Source organism: Hartmannibacter diazotrophicus (assembly GCF_900231165.1).
Taxonomy (GTDB): Bacteria; Pseudomonadota; Alphaproteobacteria; order Rhizobiales; family Pleomorphomonadaceae; genus Hartmannibacter; species Hartmannibacter diazotrophicus.
On the sequence record NZ_LT960614.1, the window covers coordinates 2,107,606 to 2,125,151 of the forward strand.

Genomic DNA, 17,546 nt, shown 5'->3' on the forward strand with positions numbered 1-17,546 from the left:
AGACGGAGCGATATTGTCAGGGCGGCTGCGATCATTGCGATGGCGTGCCGGTTACCCGATAAGTTTAGCATCGAGAACGTGGTCGAACGTACGTCCGCTTTGGCAAGTCGAAATGTCGAGAGCGGCCCGTCAGTTTCCGGCCCCACTCCTGCCGTCAATTATTCTCCCAGGCGCCCGTTGATGCAGCCAATGGCGGGTTAATTGCGCTTACTGCCTGACCTAGATTGTTTGCCCCGTTTCGCCAACTTTCCTCCAGATTCCTCCACCCTTTGCATCGCGTTGCGCACATCATCCAGTGCCGCATGAGCGTATTTGGCCGTCGTTGAAATGTCGGTGTGGCCGGCGAGTTTGCGGACGGTCACGATGTTGCCGGTCTCGCGCACCAGGCGGGTGAAGGCGGTGTGGCGCAGGTCGTGGAAATGGAAGTCGTCGATCTTGCCGCGCACGTCCCGCCGCCAGCGGGTCTTGAGGCCGTTGTAGGTCATGGGCACGCGGTCGCCGCGGGCAATGCCGGCGTCTTGGTCCGGCCGGGTCGCGACGTATGTGAAGACGGCTTCGCCGTGATGGTGCCGCAGCGGCCAGAGGATCGCGCGCACGGCTGATGTGATCGGGATATGGCGCACCTTGTCCGGCTTGCCCGGCCGGCCCTTGCCGCGAATTTCGATGACCTCCGATGGCCATTGAACGCGGGACCAGGTCAGCGTGACAATCTCCTGCAGGCGGCAGCCGGTCACGATCGCGAACTCAATGACGGGGCGATAGTCCTCCCGGATCATTTTCAGGATCCGGGCTTCCTCGGCATGGCTTGCCTCGCGGACGCGCTCGAACTTTTCCGGAAGGATGACCTCCTTCCAGGCGATCTCTCGCACGTCCTTTTCCCAGACGACACGCGCCCGCTGGAGCACGCGGCGCAGGGGCTCGGTGAAGGTGCGGTTGACCGTGGCGGCCGAGATCTCCTTGTCGCGACCGCGTGCCTTTTCGGCCCGACGCCGGGCGACGGCGTCGGCGACATCCGAAATGCCGATCATTTCGATGAGCTTGTCCTTGCCGAGCAGCCGTTCGATGTGGCCAAGCGCGGTCCAGATGTCATCGGCGCTCGCCCGGTGCCGGCCGACTTCGTCCCAATAGCGGACGCAGGCATCGTGCAGCGTCATGGGGAGAGCCTTGCGGGCCTTCTCCTGCGCGATCAGGGCCCGGGCTTGCTTGCGCCTTTCCGCTTCGAAGCGTTCCGCGTCGCGCTTGTTCGCGTAGGGCGTTGGCCCTGAAAATCGACGTCCACCACATTGGAAGTCGTAGTAGTAGATCGGCGAGGCTGTGCCGTCCTTGGTTCTGATCCGGTAGACGGACACGACATCCTCCTTTGCCTCTCCAGGAATTCCAGGCAATCATCGAGCCCGAACAGCTTGCGCGGGCGAGCCCGGCCGGCACCGACGATGCGGTAGCGAATTCCGCCATTCCTCGCGAGTTCGAGCAAGGTCTTTTCGCAAAGGCCCAGCACCGGAGCGGCCTCCTTGGGCGGCAGAAGCGCCTTGTCGGAGAAGGCGGCAAGAAGCGCGGGCGGGGCGCTTGCGGCCATCATTGATCGCACCAGGTCTTCGGCCCGTCGGGCCAGACGCGGGCATAGCCGCCGGTCAGCAGCGCCTGCTCAACGTCCATTCCGCCGGCATAGACGCGGGCAAGGGTGCGGCCATAGCGGTCCTTGCCGTGGCGCTCGAGCTGGATCGGCCCGCGGGCGAGCAGCGCTTGCAGCGCTCGTGTCGCCTCGTCACCGGCGCGGCGCTCATTGGCGCATTTCGGATCGCTCACCTCCGGCGCGTCGACGCCGAGAAGGCGGATCTTCTCGCGGTGGAACCAGAGGGTGTCGCCATCGACCACGCAGGAGACGCGCTTGCCCGCGCCGCAGATTGGCAGGCTCTCGGCGCCGGCTGCCGGCACAAGGGCGACGAGCAGGGCGGCGGCGATCAGACAGCGGGCCATTTTTCTCTCCAGTCTTCCAGCATCAGGCCGGCGCTTACTGCGGCATTGGTCACCTCCGGCTGGCGGGCGCTACGCGAGCAGCAGCTCGCGACCGTGCCGAGCTCGGCCGAGGCGCGGCGAATCCGGTCCTCGATGAATTCGCGCACAAAATCATGGTGGAAGAGCAAACGGCCGCGCGGCTCTTCGCCCAAAAGTGTCTCGATCTGCTCGGGCGGTCGACCGATCGCGCCAACGCCGGTCTTGCCCGCCTGACGCAGCCGGTGCTCGACATGGCGGGCAAGCGTCTGCGACGCGCAGACAATGACATCGCCGCTTTCTGCCATTTCGACGAGATGCGCGGTGCGGCCGGTCTTGCGGCTGATGCCGGCGAAGATATGCAGACCGGAAAGGGCGGCGGCGCCATAGCCCCAGATGTCCGGCTCGATGCGGGGAGGTGGCTGGCAGGTCATCCTTCGCTCCCTCCGATCATGCCGAGGGCGGCAAGGTAGAGGTCGAGGATCGTTTCCTCTTCCTCGCGCTCGGCGGTGTCCTTCTTGCGCAGGGCGATCACCTGTTTCAGCACCTTGGTGTCGAAGCCGTTGCCCTTGGCCTCGGCGTAGACGTCCTTGATGTCGTCGGCGATCGCCTTCTTTTCCTCCTCCAGGCGCTCGATGCGCTCGACGAAGGCCTTCAGCTGTCCGGCGGCAACGCCGCCCGTTTCACCGGAATTGGTCATGGTTCGGTCCTGATTGAAAAGGGCGCGTTCCAGCGCGGTAAAGGTCGCCGGCCAGGAGGTGTGGGCTCGGCGGCGAGTGGAAATCATCCGGCGTCTCGCGACTGCCAGATGGGTTTGACCGTGACGACGGGCCGGCCGTGCCGGGCCCTCGCCGCGCTGGCAGGGCTCCGCAATTCTTTCCGAAGCATCGGCTTTGGTTTGGCGGGCGTTGTATCGCGCCGCCGTCGCACCAGCAGACGGCCGATCAGAACGCCGGCAATGGGCGCTGTGGCGCCATAGGCGAAGACCCAGAACAGGATTGTGCCGGAAGACATGGCGGCTCCTCGGTCGGAAAAGGGAAGAGCGGCCGGACGGCGAGGGAGGGGCACCGTCCGGCCTCATCGCGCCGTGGTCAGGACGGGGGCGGCGCGGAATGGAGTTTCATAGGCCCGCTCGTGCTGAGGGTCTCCCCCGCACGAGGCGGGCAGGCTCAGTGTGCGGCGCGGCGGCGGCGCTGCTGGCGGTAAAGGCGGGAGGCGGCCGAGAAGTGGACGTCGATGTCCTTCCTCTCGATGCCGGCGGCGATGAAATCCGCATCGCGGACGCAGCCCGTGAGGGGCATGCGGTCGGCCATCACGGCGGCCATCTGGCGCGCGACCGGATTGGCGGTGGAAATGCGGGGCGTGAAAAACATAGGGAGCTCCATCGTCTATGTTGTCGATGAAGCAATATAGCGCAAAACGCTAATTTCAAGTCAAGATCGAATTAGCGAAAATTGCTAAATATGGAAATGACCCTCCGTCTGACTGACGAATCATACTGAGCATATTTCGCTAACTAGCTGGTATCGGTGTCGTCTAGCATCGATCGCATCGGTCGGGATGGTTGCAATCATGGCGCGACTGCAAGATGATCCTGAACGGCGGATATTAATCGCTGGGAAATGGGGGGGAGCGATGCGGCGAATTTTGACGGTGCTGCCAGTTTTGGCAGTGCTTCTTGGCGGCTGCTCGATTACGAAACCTGTGGCGGTGATCGCCGACAATGGCGACATCCTTACCGGGACGACGACGGTCAACATGGCTGAAGGCAAGTTTCAGGTGTCCGGCGTGCTGAAGGGCACGCAGACACATTGCAAAGGGACCTATGATCCTTCCGACCTCGCCCAGACGATCCGAACGCCAGTGACCTGCGACAACGGTCAGGTCGGTATTGTGACCGCCACTCGTGAGCCAAAGGGGTTGGATGGGTTCGGCACTGTGGAAATGCAGGATGGTACCAAGGCTGACTTTATCTGGGGCAAGGGCGCCGAACCTTATGTGAAGAAAAGCTGATGCGGGCCGTGATCCTCATCGGGCTTCTTGCCCTTGGTGCCTGTGCGCCGAAACCGCAGATAGTGGCTGAAAAGCTGGACCGCATCGATCCGAAGTTCGACACTGAAGAATGTCGCCAGATGCGGCAGAAGGCGCTGGACTATGACGACAAGGTTGGAGGGCGCATGGCGATCGGCCTTGCCTCTGGCCTGCTGCTCGGTCCGTTCGGGCTGCCGATCGCAGCTGCGGCGGATGCCAACCAGAATGAAATTCGCCGATCTTGGTCGCGCGAACTGTGGCTGGCATGTTCTAGCCAACCGCTGCCAAAAAATCTTCTGACAACAGGCGAGAAGCCAGCCGACCTGACGCCAGAACAGGAGGCGCATCGCCGCGCCATCGAGGAGCGGCTAAAGCAACAGCATTTAGGCGAGAGCAGGTAGCTGGCCGACCAGTCCGTCCGTCGGTTTGGTCCGGCTATTCTTCATTGATGATCGCAGCGACAACCCGTCCGCGAAAATGGATTTGCTCATCTTGGTTCGGCAGTGCTGGAATTGGTGCTTGGAATGCGGGATCGTTTGATTCCGGCACGAGCCAAACCGAACCGTCGGCCCGCACCCTGACGGATTTGATCGTGTTCTCGCATGAACCATCGGCGCGCTGATATTCGATGTGATAGCGGCGGCCTGCGATCAGATCGCTGGGACCATCTTGACGGGGCGCAAGTACGACGACAGTGCCAGGCGGATAGACTTGATTCATTGATTCGCCCCGGATGACGCCGGCATAAAGGGCCAGTCCACGCAACTCGGGCCGATCGGCAATAAAAACGTCAAATTGATCTTCGTTCGGCATCTCGAATGCCTGAGTCCAAATACCGGCCTGAAGGTAACCTTGCGCGCGAACGCGAATCATGTTGCTCGGCGGCGCAAGAAGGTCGGCAGGCTGGCATTTTAGGATCTCTGCGAGCGCCATCAGGCGGTCAAGCTTGATCGCCGTCTTCCCTTTTTCGAGCTTGTTATAGTTCGTCAGATGCAGGCCAAGTTTATCTGCGACCTGCTCTTGCGTCAGGCCAGCTTTCTCGCGGTGCTCGCGGATATATTTGGTCGGCAGTTCGGTGGGCATAATATTCATTTTAGCGAAATTCGCCAAATAGGTTGATAGCGCAAATCGCTAATTTCGCTTGACAGGAATTTAGCGAATAACGCTATATTGCGTTCATGCTGAAGAAATGGCGCGAACAGAGCGGTCGCACGCTCGCTTGGTGTACTGATGTCCTAGGGCTCTCCAATCCGAGGACATTCCAACGCTACGAGACGGGCGAAAACCGCGCCGACGCTGACCTGATCGAGAAAATCCGCTTGATGACCGGCGGAGCTATCGGCGCGGAGGAAATGAATGCCATTCGTCTCGACTGGCTCCGGCGTTCCGGACGGATTGGAGATTCTGATCTAGCTCTTGTTCCATCATTAGCGTCCGAGACAGAGGCCACCACATGAACGGTCTTGTGATGCGCTGTGCGCCGCTCGGCTGCACTTTGTTTCCAGACTCAAACTGGTTGCCTTTCCGTCGTCGGCGCTTTGTGACGACGATGATGCGAGCATGGTCTACGCGCAATCAGAACGCGGAGGCTGGCTTATGATACCCGTGAGGAAGCGCGCTGCCGTTGGAGCCGCGCGCGTAACCTTGTCGGTTGATGTTTCGATTGTCCACCTGATCTGCCAGCCGTCCTATCCGAAACCCACGCCGATCGTGAAATCACGGGTGAACTGCAGGCCGCAGAAATCGCAGCACAAATCCTGTTGTCTCACCCCGTTGTCGTTGAAATCCGGATGGCGGATGTCTCTTAGGACCCGCAGTCTTGCGCGGCAGTCCGGGCAATCCATCCATCCTGGCTTGACGAGATGTCTGGCTGCTTCTTCCAGTTCGGCGATCCGGGCTTCCAGCCTCGCTATTCGATCCCGGAAATCAAAGATAATTCTCGACGCTGGCAAAGCGTCGAGGGCCTTCAGGACGCTGAGTTCGAGAGTAGAGACTGCCACCGCACACTCCTTCGACAAAATCGGCCCCGCAGGCATGATCCGCCAGAAGTTGTGCAGTCGCAAGCTGTTAGACGAGTTCTCCCGCGGCGATGCTCAAATGGAATCACATCATCGTTTGGGATGCGAGGTTGAGGATGAAGTCAGCCTCTCTCGCTGCCACCAATGTGATCACAATCGGCCATCGCTGACCGCGATCGTCCACGAGCTCTTGACTATTCGCCTTGCAGGCGGAGCCAAGTCGACCCGAGGGTATGTCCGTCAGCGTGCCATGCCCATCGATGCAACCCGGGGCGAGCTCGCGAATCATCAGTGTGTAATTCGCGATCTCCTCGTCGGCGTTCCATTCCAGCCGGCCGACGCCGGAGAGCGTCCTCAAGTATTCCGTCATATCTCCCGGTCCCGGCTTTTGCCCTCGAGAGACACCCTCTGCCAAGTGGCCCCCAGCCTGTATCATTTTCTGCTTATACGCTCTTGGCAGTTTGCCGGATCGTGTCTGGCGGCAGTCCTTCGCACGACCCCTGATGGTGGAAGCCGAATTCACTCGGTCAGAAATACCCCCTGTTTTCGTTGGGACATCCTCGCTGGCGTCAGGGACACGATGGACCTTGTGCGGCCGCGCGGCAATCAGAACGGGGAGGCCGGTTTATGACGCCCGTGAGGCCAAGGGCCGCCGGCAGCGTTGGCGCCAGTTCTGCGCACGAAGGCCTTTCAGCCGCTCTATTCTCAAAACAGTTCCATGCCGGAAAAGAGGCATCGGAACTTGGCCGAGTGCCGCTCGACTTCATCCATGACGATGGGATAGCGCGCACCGTCGGGAAGGATCAGTTCCTGCTCACCCGCCTCGAATGCCGCCTGCAAATCCTGCGGCCACAGACAGCCAATTGTTCCGTGGCCGTGAAGGCGTCCGTCGGGCAGTTCCGTCAAGGTCAAGATAACGTTGACGGATTTCTGTTCGCTGCCCCAAAACAGCAGGGCAGGTCCTTCGGTCGTTCTGCTCGCATTCCCATTCATGTTCAATGCAACAGCCCCTCGCTGAAATACTTCAGACGGGTCATTCTCCGCCCTTGGGGCGATGCTGGCCGGCCCGTATCAAAGCCTGTCGTGCAAAATTCAATCTCGGACCAACGTTTTTGGCCGCGTTGGTCTTCTATTTCTAAGAAGATTCTCAGTAAAGAAAAGTGCCGACGAGCCGGAAAACCCATAAAAAGTGCTGGAGCCTGCAAATTTTACGAAAATGAACACTGCTTCGTGAAAACATTGATCGCTTCTGTCTATCACGTTTCAAATTGGAAATATTCTTGGTTCCCGATTAAGTGGTATTACGGAGTCGTCAATTCAGAAAATCAGCCTGAGAGCATTGCTTCGGGTTGTGCCAGCCGACTTGAATGGATGACGCCCACCTGGTTGCCGCAAAGCGGGACCGCGGAGGCGCTCGCATGACGCCGGTGAAGCCCCGGGCGGCCGGAAGCGCTCACGCTGCGATCGCAGCGCTGCTGGCCCAATGCGGCGGCGTGGAGCGCGCGGCGGACGTGGTCGGCCGGCGCCCCTCGACCGTCTATGGCTGGAGCGACCCGGACGCGCCGGGCGCGGCGAGCTTCCACCAGATCGCACTGCTGTCCGAGCTCGGCCCGTCCACCGCCTGCGCTGAATATCTCGCCATGCGGGCAGGGGGCCTGTTCCTGCCTTTGCCGGCGCCGGACGCCGCCGAGGAAGTGGCCGACCTTTCGGCCGAAGCGGCGGAAGAGTTCGGCAAGGCCATGGCCGACCTGGTGCGCGCTGTCTCGCCGAGGGGTGAAGCGGGCGCGGCGATCTCACCGAAAGAAGCGGCGCAGATCCTCGCCGACCTCGATCCCCTCATGCGCACACTCGGCCACATCCGGGCCCGGGCGCTGGCAGCAGCGGAGGCGGGACGGTGAGCAACATCCTCTCCTTCGATCCGCCGCTCGATGTCGATGCCTGCGCAAGGCGGCTGAACCGGGCCCGCCGGGCCCTGGCGAGCGCCGACACGACCGATAACGAGATTGCGGTGCTGCAGGCCGAAAAGGCCGTGCTGCAAGCGCTGCTTTGCGAGAGCGAGGCGCGGCGGCGCCAACTCGTGCGCACGCTCAACAACGCCATGGTGCGCTTTGGCCCCGCGGTCGGCGATGCCCGGTCGTCCTCTCCTGCGGTTACCTCGGGTGAGGGTGAGTGATGAAGTCTCGCCAGAAGCCCACCATCGACGACCAGATCGCCGAGATGACGCAACTGATCGAGCGGCAGACGAACTTCCTCGCCGCACAGGTGGCGCGCGGACAGCTGCGGCAGGAGACGGCCGACTGGCGGCAGGACTGCTACGAGGCGGGGCTCTCGTCTTTGCGCTTCGTGCGCCGCTATGCCGACGACTTCCGCGACTTCATCGAACGGAAACAGGCCTTCGAGCGCGAGCGCGCGGCCGAACTGCGCGGGGAGGGTGGGGCGTGAGCACGATGCGCTTTTCCATCATCCCGGCATGGATCGTGACCGACGCACGGCTGAAAGGGCGCGACCTGCAAGTGCTCTGCGTCCTCGGCCGCCACATCGACCGATATGGCTGGTGCACGCGCAGCCAGGTAAAGCTCGCCGAGGAGCTTTCCTGCGCGCGCTCCACCGTGCAGGCCTCGCTGGACCGGCTGATGCGGATCGGCGTCGTGGAGCGGCGCGTCAACGAGACGATGGACGGGCGCGACTGCGCCCACGACTACCGCATCCTCTTCGACGCCGCGCCGGACCTTTCGATGGTGCCGGGCCCGGCCGACGACGAGCCCGAAACAGGTGGTCCGGAAGGCGCCGAGACCCCCCTGCCGACAGATCGGCACCCCTGCCGATATACCGGCACCCCTGCCGGCCCAGAGTCGGCACCCCCTGCCGGTCCTGGATCGGCACCCTATAAGAACGTACCCCTTAAAAACGAAATTGAGAGAGAGCGCGCGGGCGAGCCCCTGCCGAGATCGCCTGACACGGCAAACCCGCCGGAGGGGACCGCAGGCGGGTTGCCGCGACGACCAGGCGACCGAGCCTCGCCGGAGGGAACCGCAGGCGGGTTGCCGCATCGACCCGGGAGCAGAACCTCGCCGGAGGGAGGCGCAAACGGATTGCCGCATCGACCCGGCAACCGAACCTCGGCGGGGTTGACCCGAGCCTCGGCGGAGAGGACCGCAGCCGAGGCGGGCAACAACGAAGCCGACGAGGCCTTCGACGCGTTCTTCGCCAACTGGCCGACAGCCGCCGCCGACGACCGCGGTAAGGCCCGCAGGGCTTGGGATGGATTGACACCCGCAAAGCGCCGCGATGCGACTGAGCGGGCACAGGACTATCTCGCCTACCTCAAGCGGATCGGCCGGAAACACATCGTCTCGTCGGCGACCTATCTCGCCGAAATGCGCTGGACGCTGCTGGCCGACCAACGACGAGCTACGGGATTCGACACCGTCGTCCTTGCGCCGTTTTCCAAGGATTGGTCGGCGGAATTCTGGCGCCAGAGCTTCGGCGATGGCGACGAGGCAACGGCGCAGAATATGCTCTTCGAGGCGCGGGCCGGACGGGGCTGGACCGTTCTCGCGACCAAGGCGCCGACCGAGGCTGCGGTTGACGCGCTCGTTGCGGTGAAGATCGGCGGCGAAGGCTGGCAGGCCTGGAGGGCCTATTTCGCCCATCACTGCCGATTGCTGCCGAATCCGAGCCGCGTGCCGGTCGTCTATTTGCCCGCCGAGCATCCTCCGCCGATCGAGGCCTTAGGGCCTTCGCCGGAGCGGCGGCGAGAACTGGCGGACCAGCTGCGGAAGACGTTGAGGAGATGAGGATGGCGCGCGGGCGAAAACGAAAAATGGTGGAACGGTTTCCGTGCGGCAAGGTGCGGGGACCGAGCGAGGTGGACCTGCGCAGGATGGCAGCCGAGGAGGAGCGGCGGACGCGGTCCGTCGCACTCAGCCAGCATCACCGGAACTGGCTGCCGGAGCATCTTCGTGCCGACCAGCGGGCCGGGACGCTGATCGGTTGCCTGATGCTCGGCGGCGTGATCGGCGAGGGCGAGTATCTGGCGGCTGAGCGCTATCGCCGCGTCAAGAACGACTTCCTCGGGCTGCTGGCGTCCCCCGTGCTGCCGACGACCTGGGACGGCGAGGTGCGGATGGAGGCCGAGACGCCGGAAAGCGACGAAGAACGGCGCGAGCGGGTACTGCGCCACTACGACGAGGCGATGGCCGAGCTCGCAATCGACGCGGTGCGGGACCTTGGCCTGCCGGTGCGCAACGTGACCGGGCCGTGGGTGTCGGCGAAGCTGGACGACCTGGTCTTCCGCGACCGCATGCCGGCCGAGGCCTATTGGCCGATCTGTCGCGAGGCGCTGCGACGGCTGGCGCAGCTGTGGAAAACGGATGGTTGCGAGGGGCCGAAAACAAGGTCCGAGGCCCGAAAGCCGCCTCAGAGACCGCGCGAGGAACGGGAAGCCATCATTTTGCATCGCTGATGGGTTGACGCGGCTGAGGTGCTGTGACTAGTTTTCCGAAATTCATGATGCCTGTTTTGGGTGTCTAGAATTCGAAAAGCTCCGCAGTCCCCCTGCGGGGCTTTTTACATTTCGGAGGTGCGGAAGCTGAAGCGGGCATGGGCTGACCGCCGCGATGAGATGCGCTTGGAGACGAGCTGTGCCTGCCGGGCGCGGCCGTGAAAAATTGGCTCCCGCGAATCCGCCACTGCCGCGTCTGAATCTGCCATCCTAGGCTCAGGACCCATTAATTTGCATTGATGCGTGATATGTGATTCAGGGTGGCAAAGGAGTTTGCCATGCCTGATTTGTTTCTGCTCTCGCCTTCCCAGATGTCGAAGATCGAGCCATTCTTTCCGAAGTCGCACGGGGTGCCTCGTGTGGATGATCGCCGGATTGTGTCGGGCATCATCTATGTGCTGAAGCATGGCCTCCAATGGAAAGATGCCCCAAAGGGGTATGGCCCTCACAAGACGCTCTACAACCGCTTTCGCCGCTGGACCGAATTGGGCGTGTTCGATAGGATTTTCAGTCACTTGGCAGCGAGTGGCGGCGCTCCGGACACGCTGATGATCGACGCGACGCATCTGAAGGCTCACCGGACAGCGTCAAGCCTTTTAAAAGGGGGCTTCTTCCCCGCCACATTGGCCGCACAAAGGGTGGACTGAACACCAAACTGCATGCTGTGTGCGATGGCGAAGGCCGACCGCTCGCGATGTGCCTGACGGCGGGACAGGTTTCTGATCACGTCGGGGCCAAGATCCTCTATCCGGTCCTGCCTGAGGGCGGCAGTGCGACAATGATTGCCGACAAGGGATACGATTCCGACGAGTATCGCGCCGCGCTCCAAGCCAAAGGCATCGCGTCCTGCATACCGCCGCGCAAGGGCCGAAAGGCACCTGCCGAATTCTGCAAAACCCAATACAAACAACGCCATAAGATCGAGAACATGTTCGGGCGCCTGAAAGACTGGCGGCGCATTGCTACCCGTTACGACCGCCGCGCTGACGTCTTCATGGCAGCAATTACAATCGCAGCCATCGTCACTTGGTGGATTCAATGAGTCCTGAGCCTAGACGCGGGAAAATACGCCTTTGATGCCGCGAAAACGTAATAAGATCGACGTGATGACAACAGCGGGCGCAGCAAGCAGTACTGCTTGGTACCAAGGCCATCCCCAAGCAACATAGGCCCCGTAAAACACCACTGGAGCGGCGAAAATACTTAATCCGAACAGGTAGAAAATGGCGAACGCGACCGTGGCCATCGAAATGCTCAAGCCAAACCAGAGCTCCATGCCGTCATGGAAGGCTGTCCATTGAAGGGCAGCGGCAAACAAAATAAACAGCCAGAAAGCAAGTAGCCCTAAGAGGCTCATCGTTCCGCCTTTCTCTTTGCCGAAAAATTGAGGGTAATTCCTGCAATATTTACGATCGAATTGAAACCAGATTTTGGCGAGAAGCACCGGCCGAACGTCTGAATTTTCGAAGTTAATCGATCAACGGTAGTGAGCATCTAGTGCGGGCTGCGCTGAGCATGACCGTCATCGCAGCTCAATGTTGGGTTGACGCAATGCCGGTGCTGTGACTAGTTTTCCGAAATTCATGATGCCTGATTTGGGTGTCGAGACATCAAAAAGCCCCGCAGCGCTCTCTGCGGGGCTTTTTGCGTTCTGGAGGCGCGGATGCTGAAGCTGGCATGGGCGGACCGCCGCGATGTGATGCGCTTCGAGAAGGGCCTTCGCACGATGGGCTCGGCGGCGATGGGCAAGGTCGAGGCGCGGGCGGTCAACCACGTTGGCCTGAAGGCCCGCACGCAGGTTCGCCGGGCTCTGACGAAACAGACCGGGCTGAAGCGCAAGACCATCGTCAAGGCGGTGAAGGACTATCGCGGCTCGGCGGCCAATCCGAAATTCTCGCTGACGTCGCGCGGCGGCGATATCGCCCTGCGCTTCTTCGGCCCTCGCGAGACCCGGGCGGGTGTTTCCGCCACGCCGTTCGGCGGGCGAAAGGTCTTTCGTGGGACGTTCCTGCGCGGCGGGCGCTTCCCGAGCCGCGTTGATCTAAAGATGGGCGGCACGGTCTTCGAGCGGGCCGGCGCACATCGCCTGCCAATCGAAAAGGTGAAGTCAGGCGTCTTCATTCCGACCGAGATGGTGCAGGGCGAGACGAGGCGGGCCTTCGACACGACGGTCGCTCGCGATCTGCCGAACCGGCTGCTGTATGACCTCAAGCGCATGGCGCCGGGCCTGTTCTGAGCAATCGCCGCGCTGTTGTTGTGTTGTAAGCCGGGTTTCGTGGGCAGGCCCCACCCCCGGGTTTAGGGACCGTATCCCCATCCGGACCGCCCGCGGGCGGGAAGACCCCGAAATCTCGCCAGTCTGAGAGTAAAAGAAAAGCCTAAAGCCGGTAAAGCTGGCTAAAACCAAGGGGATAAAGGCTCAATCTCGGTAAAGCTTCCGCTTGCCCCTGGCGGTGCCGCCGGAATGGATCGCCGATGACGCTGCAACTCGTGACCAAGGGACAGTTCGCCGCGATGATCAACGTCTCGGCCGGGCGCGTCTCGCAGATGATTGCCGCCGGCCAGATCAGCCAGGCGGCGCTTGTCGGGGCAGGGCAGCGGGCCAAGATCAACGTCGAGCAGGCCAAGACCGACCTTCGGATGGCGCTCGATGTCGGCCAGCGGATGGGAAACGGGATCAACACCCGCCTGGACGACGGCGATGGCGCTGCGGATTCGGTCGAGGCCCCGGCGCCTGGCGCTCAACGGCAGGACGCGGCGCCGGCTCGCGAAAGCGGCATCGACTACCAGATCAAGCAGGAGAAGCTTGAGCAGGTCCGGCGCGCGAACCGCAACGCGGCGATCGCCGAGGCGCGCGAGCGCGGCCAGCTCGTCGAGACGGCCGCGGCGAAGGCCGAGATGGTCAAGGTTGCCAGCAGCATGCTTCAGGTCTTCGAAGGCGCGCTCGCCGACTTTGCCGGCGCCGTCTCGGCTCAGTTCGAGGTGCCGCAGCGCGACGTGCTCCACCTGATGCGCCGGGAAATGAAGAAGGTCCGCGCGGCGGCCTCGCGCCAGATGGCGGCGCTGGGCGAACAGGAGACGGAGACCGTGCAGACGACGGTCGATGCCGACGAACTGGACACGGTGAACTGACGCGATGACGTCGCTGGCGGTCGAGACGGCAAATGCCACGCGGCTGGGTTATCTCGCCATGGCCGAGGTGCTGCAGCCGCCGCCGGATGTCGACTATCTCGCCTGGGCCGAGGCCAACATCGTTTTCTCGGATCGGGAGAGCCCGTTTCCGGGACCGTACAACCGGGACCTCTTCCCGTATTTCGACGAGGTGCTGCGGGCGCTGTCGCCGGACGATCCCTGCCGGATCGTGACGCTCTGCAAGTCCGCTCAGATCGGCGGCACGGTGGTCGCCAACATCTTCACCGGCGGCTCCATTGCGATGGACCCGGGAGACATCCTCTACGTCCATCCGACCGAGGGCAACGCGCAGCGCTGGTCGAAGATGAAGCTCTCGCCGATGCTGCGGGGAACGACGGCTCTCGCCAGGCTCTTCCCGATGAAGAACCGGGACGGGCTCGACAGCGTCCTCTACAAGGAACGGGTCGACGGGCGCGGCGCGATCCAGATCTCGGGCGCCAATTCGCCGGCCTCGCTCAGCCAGGTGACGATGAAGCGGCAGGTCCAGGACGACCTGTCGAAATGGGAAAACAATTCGGCGGGCGATCCGGAGACGCAGGCGGACAGCCGGTCGCGGGCGCATGACTTTGCGAAGATCCTGAAAATCTCGACGCCGCTCGTGATGCCGGGATGCCGGGTGACGACGAACTTCGAGGCGGGCAGCCAGGAATATCCGTATGTGCCTTGCCCGCACTGCGATCACTTCCAGGTGCTGGATTGGGAAAACTTCCTGTCCAACCTCGACGAGGAGCATCCGGAGAAGGCGCACTTCTCGTGCATCGAGTGCGGCGGCGTCATCGAGGAGCATCATCGCCGGAAGATGAACCGGCGGCTCACGTTCCGGGCACACAACCCGAAGGCCAAGCGCCAGCATCGGTCCTTCTACATCTGGTCGGCCTATTCGGTCCTCCAGTCGTGGGAGACGATCGCGCGGGAGTGGCTGAAGGCCAAGGGCGATCCGGCGTCCGAGCAGACCTTCTTCAATGACACGGTCGGCCGGGCCTTCGTGACGCAGGGCGAGGCCCCGCCATGGGAGGCCCTGCGGGACCGGGCCGCGCAGTCCGACTATCCGAGGGGCCGCATTCCGGCCGGTGCGCTGGTCATCACGATCGGCGTCGACTGCCAGGACGACCGCATCGAATGGCAGGCCGTCGGCTGGGGCCGGGACAACCGCCGTTTCGTCATCGAATACGGCGTGATCCCGGGCCACATCGCGGAGGAACGCCCGCGCCAGATGCTCGACGCGCTCGTCGACCAGACCTGGGCGAACGCGGTCGGGCGAAAGATCGCCGCCGACCGGATCGCGATCGACGGCAACGCCTGGACCGAGGACGTCTGGGAGTGGGCGCGCCGGCACCTTGCCTCGCAGGTCATCATGGTGCGCGGCGTCGGTTCGGAGAGTGCGCCGCTGACGGCTCTCGTCAAGAAGGAACGCAACCCGAAGACGGGCAAGGTCCTGAAGTATTCGAAGCGGTTCTACAACTTCGCCGCCTCGGTGCTGAAGATGGCGCTCTATCGCAATTGCGCCAAGGAAGACCCGCTCGAGCGGGGCTATGTCGCGTTTCCGCGCGGGCTCGACGACGAATACTTCCGCCAGCTTACGGCGGAGCGGCGGGTGCCGAAGAAGCGCAAGGACGGCTTCACCGAGTATCGCTGGGAGAAAGACCCGGCGCAGGCCAACGAAGCCCTCGACACGATGAACCAGGCTGAGGTCGCGGCGATCCGCTACGGCATCCGCTCGATGCCGGATGCGATCTGGGACCGGCTGGAGGCCGAGCGCGAGACGCCGCCGGCCGAGGCACAACTCGACTTCGAGGACGGGCTCTTCGCCGGCATGAGCCAGGCGGGCGAGCCGGAGCCGCAGGCCCAGGCGACCGAGAAACCTGACCGCTCCCGCGAGGGACGGCGCAATCGCTGGAAGAACAGGCACTGATGGAAAAGACACGGGTGCGCGTGAAGGCAGGCAGTCGTCCGGCTGGCGAAGCCGTCGGCGTGCCCGCGGTGCGGCCGAGGGCGTCCTATCTGCGCGACAACCGCTCCGGCATCATTGCCGCGCGGCCGGCCTATCTTCGCGAGCATCGCGACGACGTGCGCCGGGTCTGGGATCGTGCCGGCGCCCTGGCGATGGACATGATCCAGAACTCGGGCCGGCTCAAGGGCGCCTGCGACCAGATCATCGCCGACACCGTGGGCGTGGAACTGGCGCTCAATCCGCAGCCGAACCTTGCAAAGCTCGGCTACAGCGATACCGAGCGGCGGGACTTCATCGCGATCGTCAAGGCGGGCTGGAAGACCTGGGCATGGAAGCCGTCGGAATGCGACGTGCGCGGCAAGCTGACAATCCCGCAGATGGCGGATGTCGGCCTGCGCTACTGGCTCGCCTTCGGGGAATCGACGGCAATTGCCGACTACATGGGGCCTGCGCTCAGGCGCCGCTACGGCATCCGGACAGGCAACAAGATGCTGATGTCGCCGCCGCACCGGCTCGTGCGCGACACGAACGAGTTCGAAGGTCTCGTGCAGGGCGTCATCCATGACGAGAATGGGCGCGCCGTGGCGTATCGCTTCCGCGAGCGGAGGGCCGGGATCGAGACCAAGGTCGACTATCGGGCACGGGACGCGCAGGGGCGCGACCTGGTGCTGCATGTCTTCGAGCCGCACTGCGCGTCCGACGTGCGCGGCCTCTCGCCGATGGTGCCCGGCATGCGCAAGCACCTGATGGCGGACGGCCTCGACGATGCGACGGCGCAGATGGCTTTCCTTCAGACGATACTCGGGATCACGCTGACCTCCGACGCCCCGTCGGCCGATGCCTTCGAGGGGCTCGAAGCGATCCAGGAGATCGCGGGCAAGGGAAGTTCGGATATCGCCTCGGACTTCATCGATTATTTCGGGGCGCAGCTTGATCGGGCAGCCGACAGCAAGATCAACGTCTCCAGCGATCCGCAGGTCAGCCACCTGGCGCCAGGCGAGAAGCTCGACATCAAGACCGCCGCGGTGCCGGGCTCGGACTATCTGCCCTTTGCCAAGTCGCTGGCGCGGGACATGGCGCGGGCGCTCGGCATCACCTATGGCGGCCTGACGATGGACCATCAGGACGCGACCTATTCGTCGGTCCGCATGGAGACCTCGTCGATCTGGCCGGTGGTGATGCGGCGGCGGGAGCGGATCGCCGCACCGCACTACCAGATGCCCTATGAGCACTGGCTGGAAGAGGAGATCGAGACCGGGCGCATTCCGTTCAAGGGCGGCATCGAGGCCTTCCGAGCCAACCGGGACGACGTGCTCTGGGCGAACTGGCAGGGACCTGCCCAGCCGACGGCCGACGACAAGAAATCCGCCGAGGCCTCGTCGGAGCGCCTGATCAACGGCACGTCCAGCCTTGCGATCGAATGCTCCCAACTCGGGCACGACCCGGACGAACTCTTCGAGCAGCGGCAGGCCGAGCACCAGCGCTACGTCAAGGCCGGCATGACGTCGCCCTACGACCGCAAGAAGGCCTCCGATCCGGCGACGAAACAGCCGTCGGACAGCAACGCGAAGGCAGGCGCCTGATGGCCGAGATCAAGATCAACGGCAAGGCCTATGACACGGAAAAGCCGTGCGAGGTCTGCCAGGCCCTGAAGGCGGCGAAGATCCGCATGGCGACGGGCGAGAACGTCCAGGAACTCTCGGTCCAGTCGCCGATCACGCGCCAGACCGTTGTCTACGGCGCCGCGAACATGGCGGCCCTCGACGGGCTGATCCGGGAGTACCAGACGGCATGCGAAGCGACCACGACCGGCAAGCGTACCCGCTTTGCCAAGCGCATGCGCTTTTGCTGAGGACCT

General features: G+C 63.2%; 23 protein-coding genes. 14 read left to right on the forward strand and 9 right to left on the reverse strand.

The features are described 5' to 3' along the window. Window positions 1-197: 197 nt before the first annotated feature. From HDIA_RS09800 to HDIA_RS09830, 5 genes are all read right to left on the reverse strand, one after another. On the reverse strand, window positions 198-1,349 hold the full coding sequence (locus HDIA_RS09800) for a tyrosine-type recombinase/integrase (RefSeq protein ID WP_099556001.1): 1,152 nt from the start codon (window positions 1,347-1,349) through the stop codon (window positions 198-200). 226 nt (window positions 1,350-1,575) lie between these two features. Beyond that, a complete protein-coding gene (locus HDIA_RS09810; protein ID WP_245884225.1) occupies window positions 1,576-1,977 on the reverse strand; it encodes a thermonuclease family protein in 402 nt (133 codons plus the stop codon). Next, window positions 1,962-2,426, reverse strand: a complete 465-nt coding sequence (locus tag HDIA_RS09815; protein WP_099556003.1) for a hypothetical protein — start codon at window positions 2,424-2,426, stop codon at window positions 1,962-1,964. Before HDIA_RS09815 ends, HDIA_RS09810 begins: the two co-directional genes overlap by 16 nt. After that, window positions 2,423-2,692, reverse strand: coding sequence for a DUF2312 domain-containing protein (locus HDIA_RS09820; protein WP_099558813.1), 270 nt, complete (start codon window positions 2,690-2,692; stop codon window positions 2,423-2,425). Before HDIA_RS09820 ends, HDIA_RS09815 begins: the two co-directional genes overlap by 4 nt. Window positions 2,693-3,161: 469 nt before the next feature. Next, window positions 3,162-3,365 (reverse strand): hypothetical protein, encoded by a 204-nt coding sequence (locus tag HDIA_RS09830; protein WP_099556005.1) that lies wholly within the window; start codon window positions 3,363-3,365, stop codon window positions 3,162-3,164. Window positions 3,366-3,564: 199 nt separating this feature from the next. Between HDIA_RS09830 and HDIA_RS09835 the strand changes: the two genes are divergently transcribed. Both HDIA_RS09835 and HDIA_RS09840 read left to right on the forward strand, forming a co-directional pair. Then, entirely contained in the window at window positions 3,565-4,005 is a 441-nt protein-coding gene (locus HDIA_RS09835) for a hypothetical protein (protein WP_157775467.1), read from the forward strand. Beyond that, window positions 4,005-4,424 (forward strand): hypothetical protein, encoded by a 420-nt coding sequence (locus HDIA_RS09840; RefSeq protein WP_099556007.1) that lies wholly within the window; start codon window positions 4,005-4,007, stop codon window positions 4,422-4,424. Before HDIA_RS09835 ends, HDIA_RS09840 begins: the two co-directional genes overlap by 1 nt. Before the next feature lie 34 nt (window positions 4,425-4,458). Here HDIA_RS09840 and HDIA_RS09845 read toward each other — a convergent pair whose 3' ends face one another. The 3 genes from HDIA_RS09845 to HDIA_RS09860 form a co-directional block, all read right to left on the reverse strand. Next, window positions 4,459-5,115, reverse strand: a complete 657-nt coding sequence (locus HDIA_RS09845; RefSeq protein WP_099556008.1) for an XRE family transcriptional regulator — start codon at window positions 5,113-5,115, stop codon at window positions 4,459-4,461. A 596-nt stretch (window positions 5,116-5,711) separates the two neighbouring features. Next, window positions 5,712-6,086 carry a hypothetical protein gene (locus tag HDIA_RS09855; RefSeq protein ID WP_099556009.1) on the reverse strand — a complete coding sequence of 125 codons (375 nt, stop codon included), beginning with the start codon at window positions 6,084-6,086 and terminating at the stop codon, window positions 5,712-5,714. A 40-nt stretch (window positions 6,087-6,126) separates the two neighbouring features. Then, window positions 6,127-6,411: a hypothetical protein gene (locus HDIA_RS09860; RefSeq protein WP_099556010.1), complete on the reverse strand. Its 285-nt coding sequence runs from the start codon at window positions 6,409-6,411 to the stop codon at window positions 6,127-6,129. Between the two features lie 257 nt (window positions 6,412-6,668). On the opposite strand from HDIA_RS09860, the gene HDIA_RS25290 reads away from it, so the two are divergent. From HDIA_RS25290 to HDIA_RS09895, 7 genes are all read left to right on the forward strand, one after another. Then, entirely contained in the window at window positions 6,669-7,463 is a 795-nt protein-coding gene (locus tag HDIA_RS25290; protein ID WP_157775469.1) for a hypothetical protein, read from the forward strand. After that, the gene (locus HDIA_RS09870) at window positions 7,460-7,939 is read left to right on the forward strand and encodes a phage regulatory CII family protein (RefSeq protein WP_099556012.1); all 480 of its coding nucleotides are present in this window, start codon (window positions 7,460-7,462) and stop codon (window positions 7,937-7,939) included. Before HDIA_RS25290 ends, HDIA_RS09870 begins: the two co-directional genes overlap by 4 nt. Beyond that, the gene (locus HDIA_RS09875; protein ID WP_099556013.1) at window positions 7,936-8,214 is read left to right on the forward strand and encodes a hypothetical protein; all 279 of its coding nucleotides are present in this window, start codon (window positions 7,936-7,938) and stop codon (window positions 8,212-8,214) included. Before HDIA_RS09870 ends, HDIA_RS09875 begins: the two co-directional genes overlap by 4 nt. Continuing rightward, complete coding sequence (locus HDIA_RS09880) at window positions 8,214-8,483, forward strand: hypothetical protein (protein WP_099556014.1); 270 nt, start codon at window positions 8,214-8,216, stop codon at window positions 8,481-8,483. The genes HDIA_RS09875 and HDIA_RS09880 overlap by 1 nt, the downstream gene beginning before the upstream one ends. Further along, window positions 8,480-9,838: a helix-turn-helix domain-containing protein gene (locus HDIA_RS09885; RefSeq protein WP_099556015.1), complete on the forward strand. Its 1,359-nt coding sequence runs from the start codon at window positions 8,480-8,482 to the stop codon at window positions 9,836-9,838. Before HDIA_RS09880 ends, HDIA_RS09885 begins: the two co-directional genes overlap by 4 nt. 2 nt (window positions 9,839-9,840) lie before the next feature. Continuing rightward, window positions 9,841-10,506: a hypothetical protein gene (locus HDIA_RS09890; protein ID WP_157775471.1), complete on the forward strand. Its 666-nt coding sequence runs from the start codon at window positions 9,841-9,843 to the stop codon at window positions 10,504-10,506. Window positions 10,507-10,823: 317 nt separating this feature from the next. Further along, window positions 10,824-11,587 (forward strand): IS5 family transposase gene (locus HDIA_RS09895; RefSeq protein ID WP_099555767.1). Its coding sequence is split into 2 segments (ribosomal slippage): window positions 10,824-11,142 and window positions 11,142-11,587, totalling 765 coding nucleotides; the frame shifts between segments, so codons are not numbered across the junction. A gap of 9 nt (window positions 11,588-11,596) precedes the next feature. On the opposite strand, the gene HDIA_RS09900 is transcribed toward HDIA_RS09895, so the two are convergent. Continuing rightward, window positions 11,597-11,989, reverse strand: coding sequence for a DUF6095 family protein (locus HDIA_RS09900; protein WP_157775473.1), 393 nt, complete (start codon window positions 11,987-11,989; stop codon window positions 11,597-11,599). 219 nt (window positions 11,990-12,208) lie between these two features. On the opposite strand from HDIA_RS09900, the gene HDIA_RS09905 reads away from it, so the two are divergent. The 5 genes from HDIA_RS09905 to HDIA_RS09925 all read left to right on the forward strand — a co-directional run bounded on the left by HDIA_RS09905 (window position 12,209) and on the right by HDIA_RS09925 (window position 17,540). After that, window positions 12,209-12,781, forward strand: a complete 573-nt coding sequence (locus HDIA_RS09905) for a hypothetical protein (protein ID WP_099556018.1) — start codon at window positions 12,209-12,211, stop codon at window positions 12,779-12,781. A 239-nt stretch (window positions 12,782-13,020) separates the two neighbouring features. Further along, window positions 13,021-13,677, forward strand: coding sequence for a hypothetical protein (locus HDIA_RS09910; protein ID WP_099556019.1), 657 nt, complete (start codon window positions 13,021-13,023; stop codon window positions 13,675-13,677). A 4-nt stretch (window positions 13,678-13,681) separates the two neighbouring features. Beyond that, entirely contained in the window at window positions 13,682-15,649 is a 1,968-nt protein-coding gene (locus tag HDIA_RS09915) for a phage terminase large subunit family protein (RefSeq protein ID WP_099556020.1), read from the forward strand. Then, on the forward strand, window positions 15,649-17,271 hold the full coding sequence (locus HDIA_RS09920) for a phage portal protein (RefSeq protein WP_099556021.1): 1,623 nt from the start codon (window positions 15,649-15,651) through the stop codon (window positions 17,269-17,271). The genes HDIA_RS09915 and HDIA_RS09920 overlap by 1 nt, the downstream gene beginning before the upstream one ends. Continuing rightward, window positions 17,271-17,540 (forward strand): hypothetical protein, encoded by a 270-nt coding sequence (locus HDIA_RS09925; protein WP_099556022.1) that lies wholly within the window; start codon window positions 17,271-17,273, stop codon window positions 17,538-17,540. The genes HDIA_RS09920 and HDIA_RS09925 overlap by 1 nt, the downstream gene beginning before the upstream one ends. The last annotated feature ends 6 nt before the right edge of the window (window positions 17,541-17,546 follow it).

Bases quoted from the DNA above. Each gene is read 5' to 3' on its own strand.
- HDIA_RS09810 (WP_245884225.1), bottom strand. From the start codon at position 1,977: ATGGCCCGCTGTCTGATCGCCGCCGCCCTGCTCGTCGCCCTTGTGCCG.
- HDIA_RS09815 (WP_099556003.1), bottom strand. From the start codon at position 2,426: ATGACCTGCCAGCCACCTCCCCGCATCGAGCCGGACATCTGGGGCTAT.
- HDIA_RS09820 (WP_099558813.1), bottom strand. From the start codon at position 2,692: ATGACCAATTCCGGTGAAACGGGCGGCGTTGCCGCCGGACAGCTGAAG.
- HDIA_RS09830 (WP_099556005.1), bottom strand. From the start codon at position 3,365: ATGTTTTTCACGCCCCGCATTTCCACCGCCAATCCGGTCGCGCGCCAG.
- HDIA_RS09835 (WP_157775467.1), top strand. From the start codon at position 3,565: ATGGCGCGACTGCAAGATGATCCTGAACGGCGGATATTAATCGCTGGG.
- HDIA_RS09840 (WP_099556007.1), top strand. From the start codon at position 4,005: ATGCGGGCCGTGATCCTCATCGGGCTTCTTGCCCTTGGTGCCTGTGCG.
- HDIA_RS09845 (WP_099556008.1), bottom strand. From the start codon at position 5,115: ATGAATATTATGCCCACCGAACTGCCGACCAAATATATCCGCGAGCAC.
- HDIA_RS09860 (WP_099556010.1), bottom strand. From the start codon at position 6,411: ATGACGGAATACTTGAGGACGCTCTCCGGCGTCGGCCGGCTGGAATGG.
- HDIA_RS25290 (WP_157775469.1), top strand. From the start codon at position 6,669: ATGACGCCCGTGAGGCCAAGGGCCGCCGGCAGCGTTGGCGCCAGTTCT.
- HDIA_RS09870 (WP_099556012.1), top strand. From the start codon at position 7,460: ATGACGCCGGTGAAGCCCCGGGCGGCCGGAAGCGCTCACGCTGCGATC.
- HDIA_RS09880 (WP_099556014.1), top strand. From the start codon at position 8,214: ATGAAGTCTCGCCAGAAGCCCACCATCGACGACCAGATCGCCGAGATG.
- HDIA_RS09890 (WP_157775471.1), top strand. From the start codon at position 9,841: ATGGCGCGCGGGCGAAAACGAAAAATGGTGGAACGGTTTCCGTGCGGC.
- HDIA_RS09905 (WP_099556018.1), top strand. From the start codon at position 12,209: ATGCTGAAGCTGGCATGGGCGGACCGCCGCGATGTGATGCGCTTCGAG.
- HDIA_RS09910 (WP_099556019.1), top strand. From the start codon at position 13,021: ATGACGCTGCAACTCGTGACCAAGGGACAGTTCGCCGCGATGATCAAC.
- HDIA_RS09915 (WP_099556020.1), top strand. From the start codon at position 13,682: ATGACGTCGCTGGCGGTCGAGACGGCAAATGCCACGCGGCTGGGTTAT.
- HDIA_RS09920 (WP_099556021.1), top strand. From the start codon at position 15,649: ATGGAAAAGACACGGGTGCGCGTGAAGGCAGGCAGTCGTCCGGCTGGC.
- HDIA_RS09925 (WP_099556022.1), top strand. From the start codon at position 17,271: ATGGCCGAGATCAAGATCAACGGCAAGGCCTATGACACGGAAAAGCCG.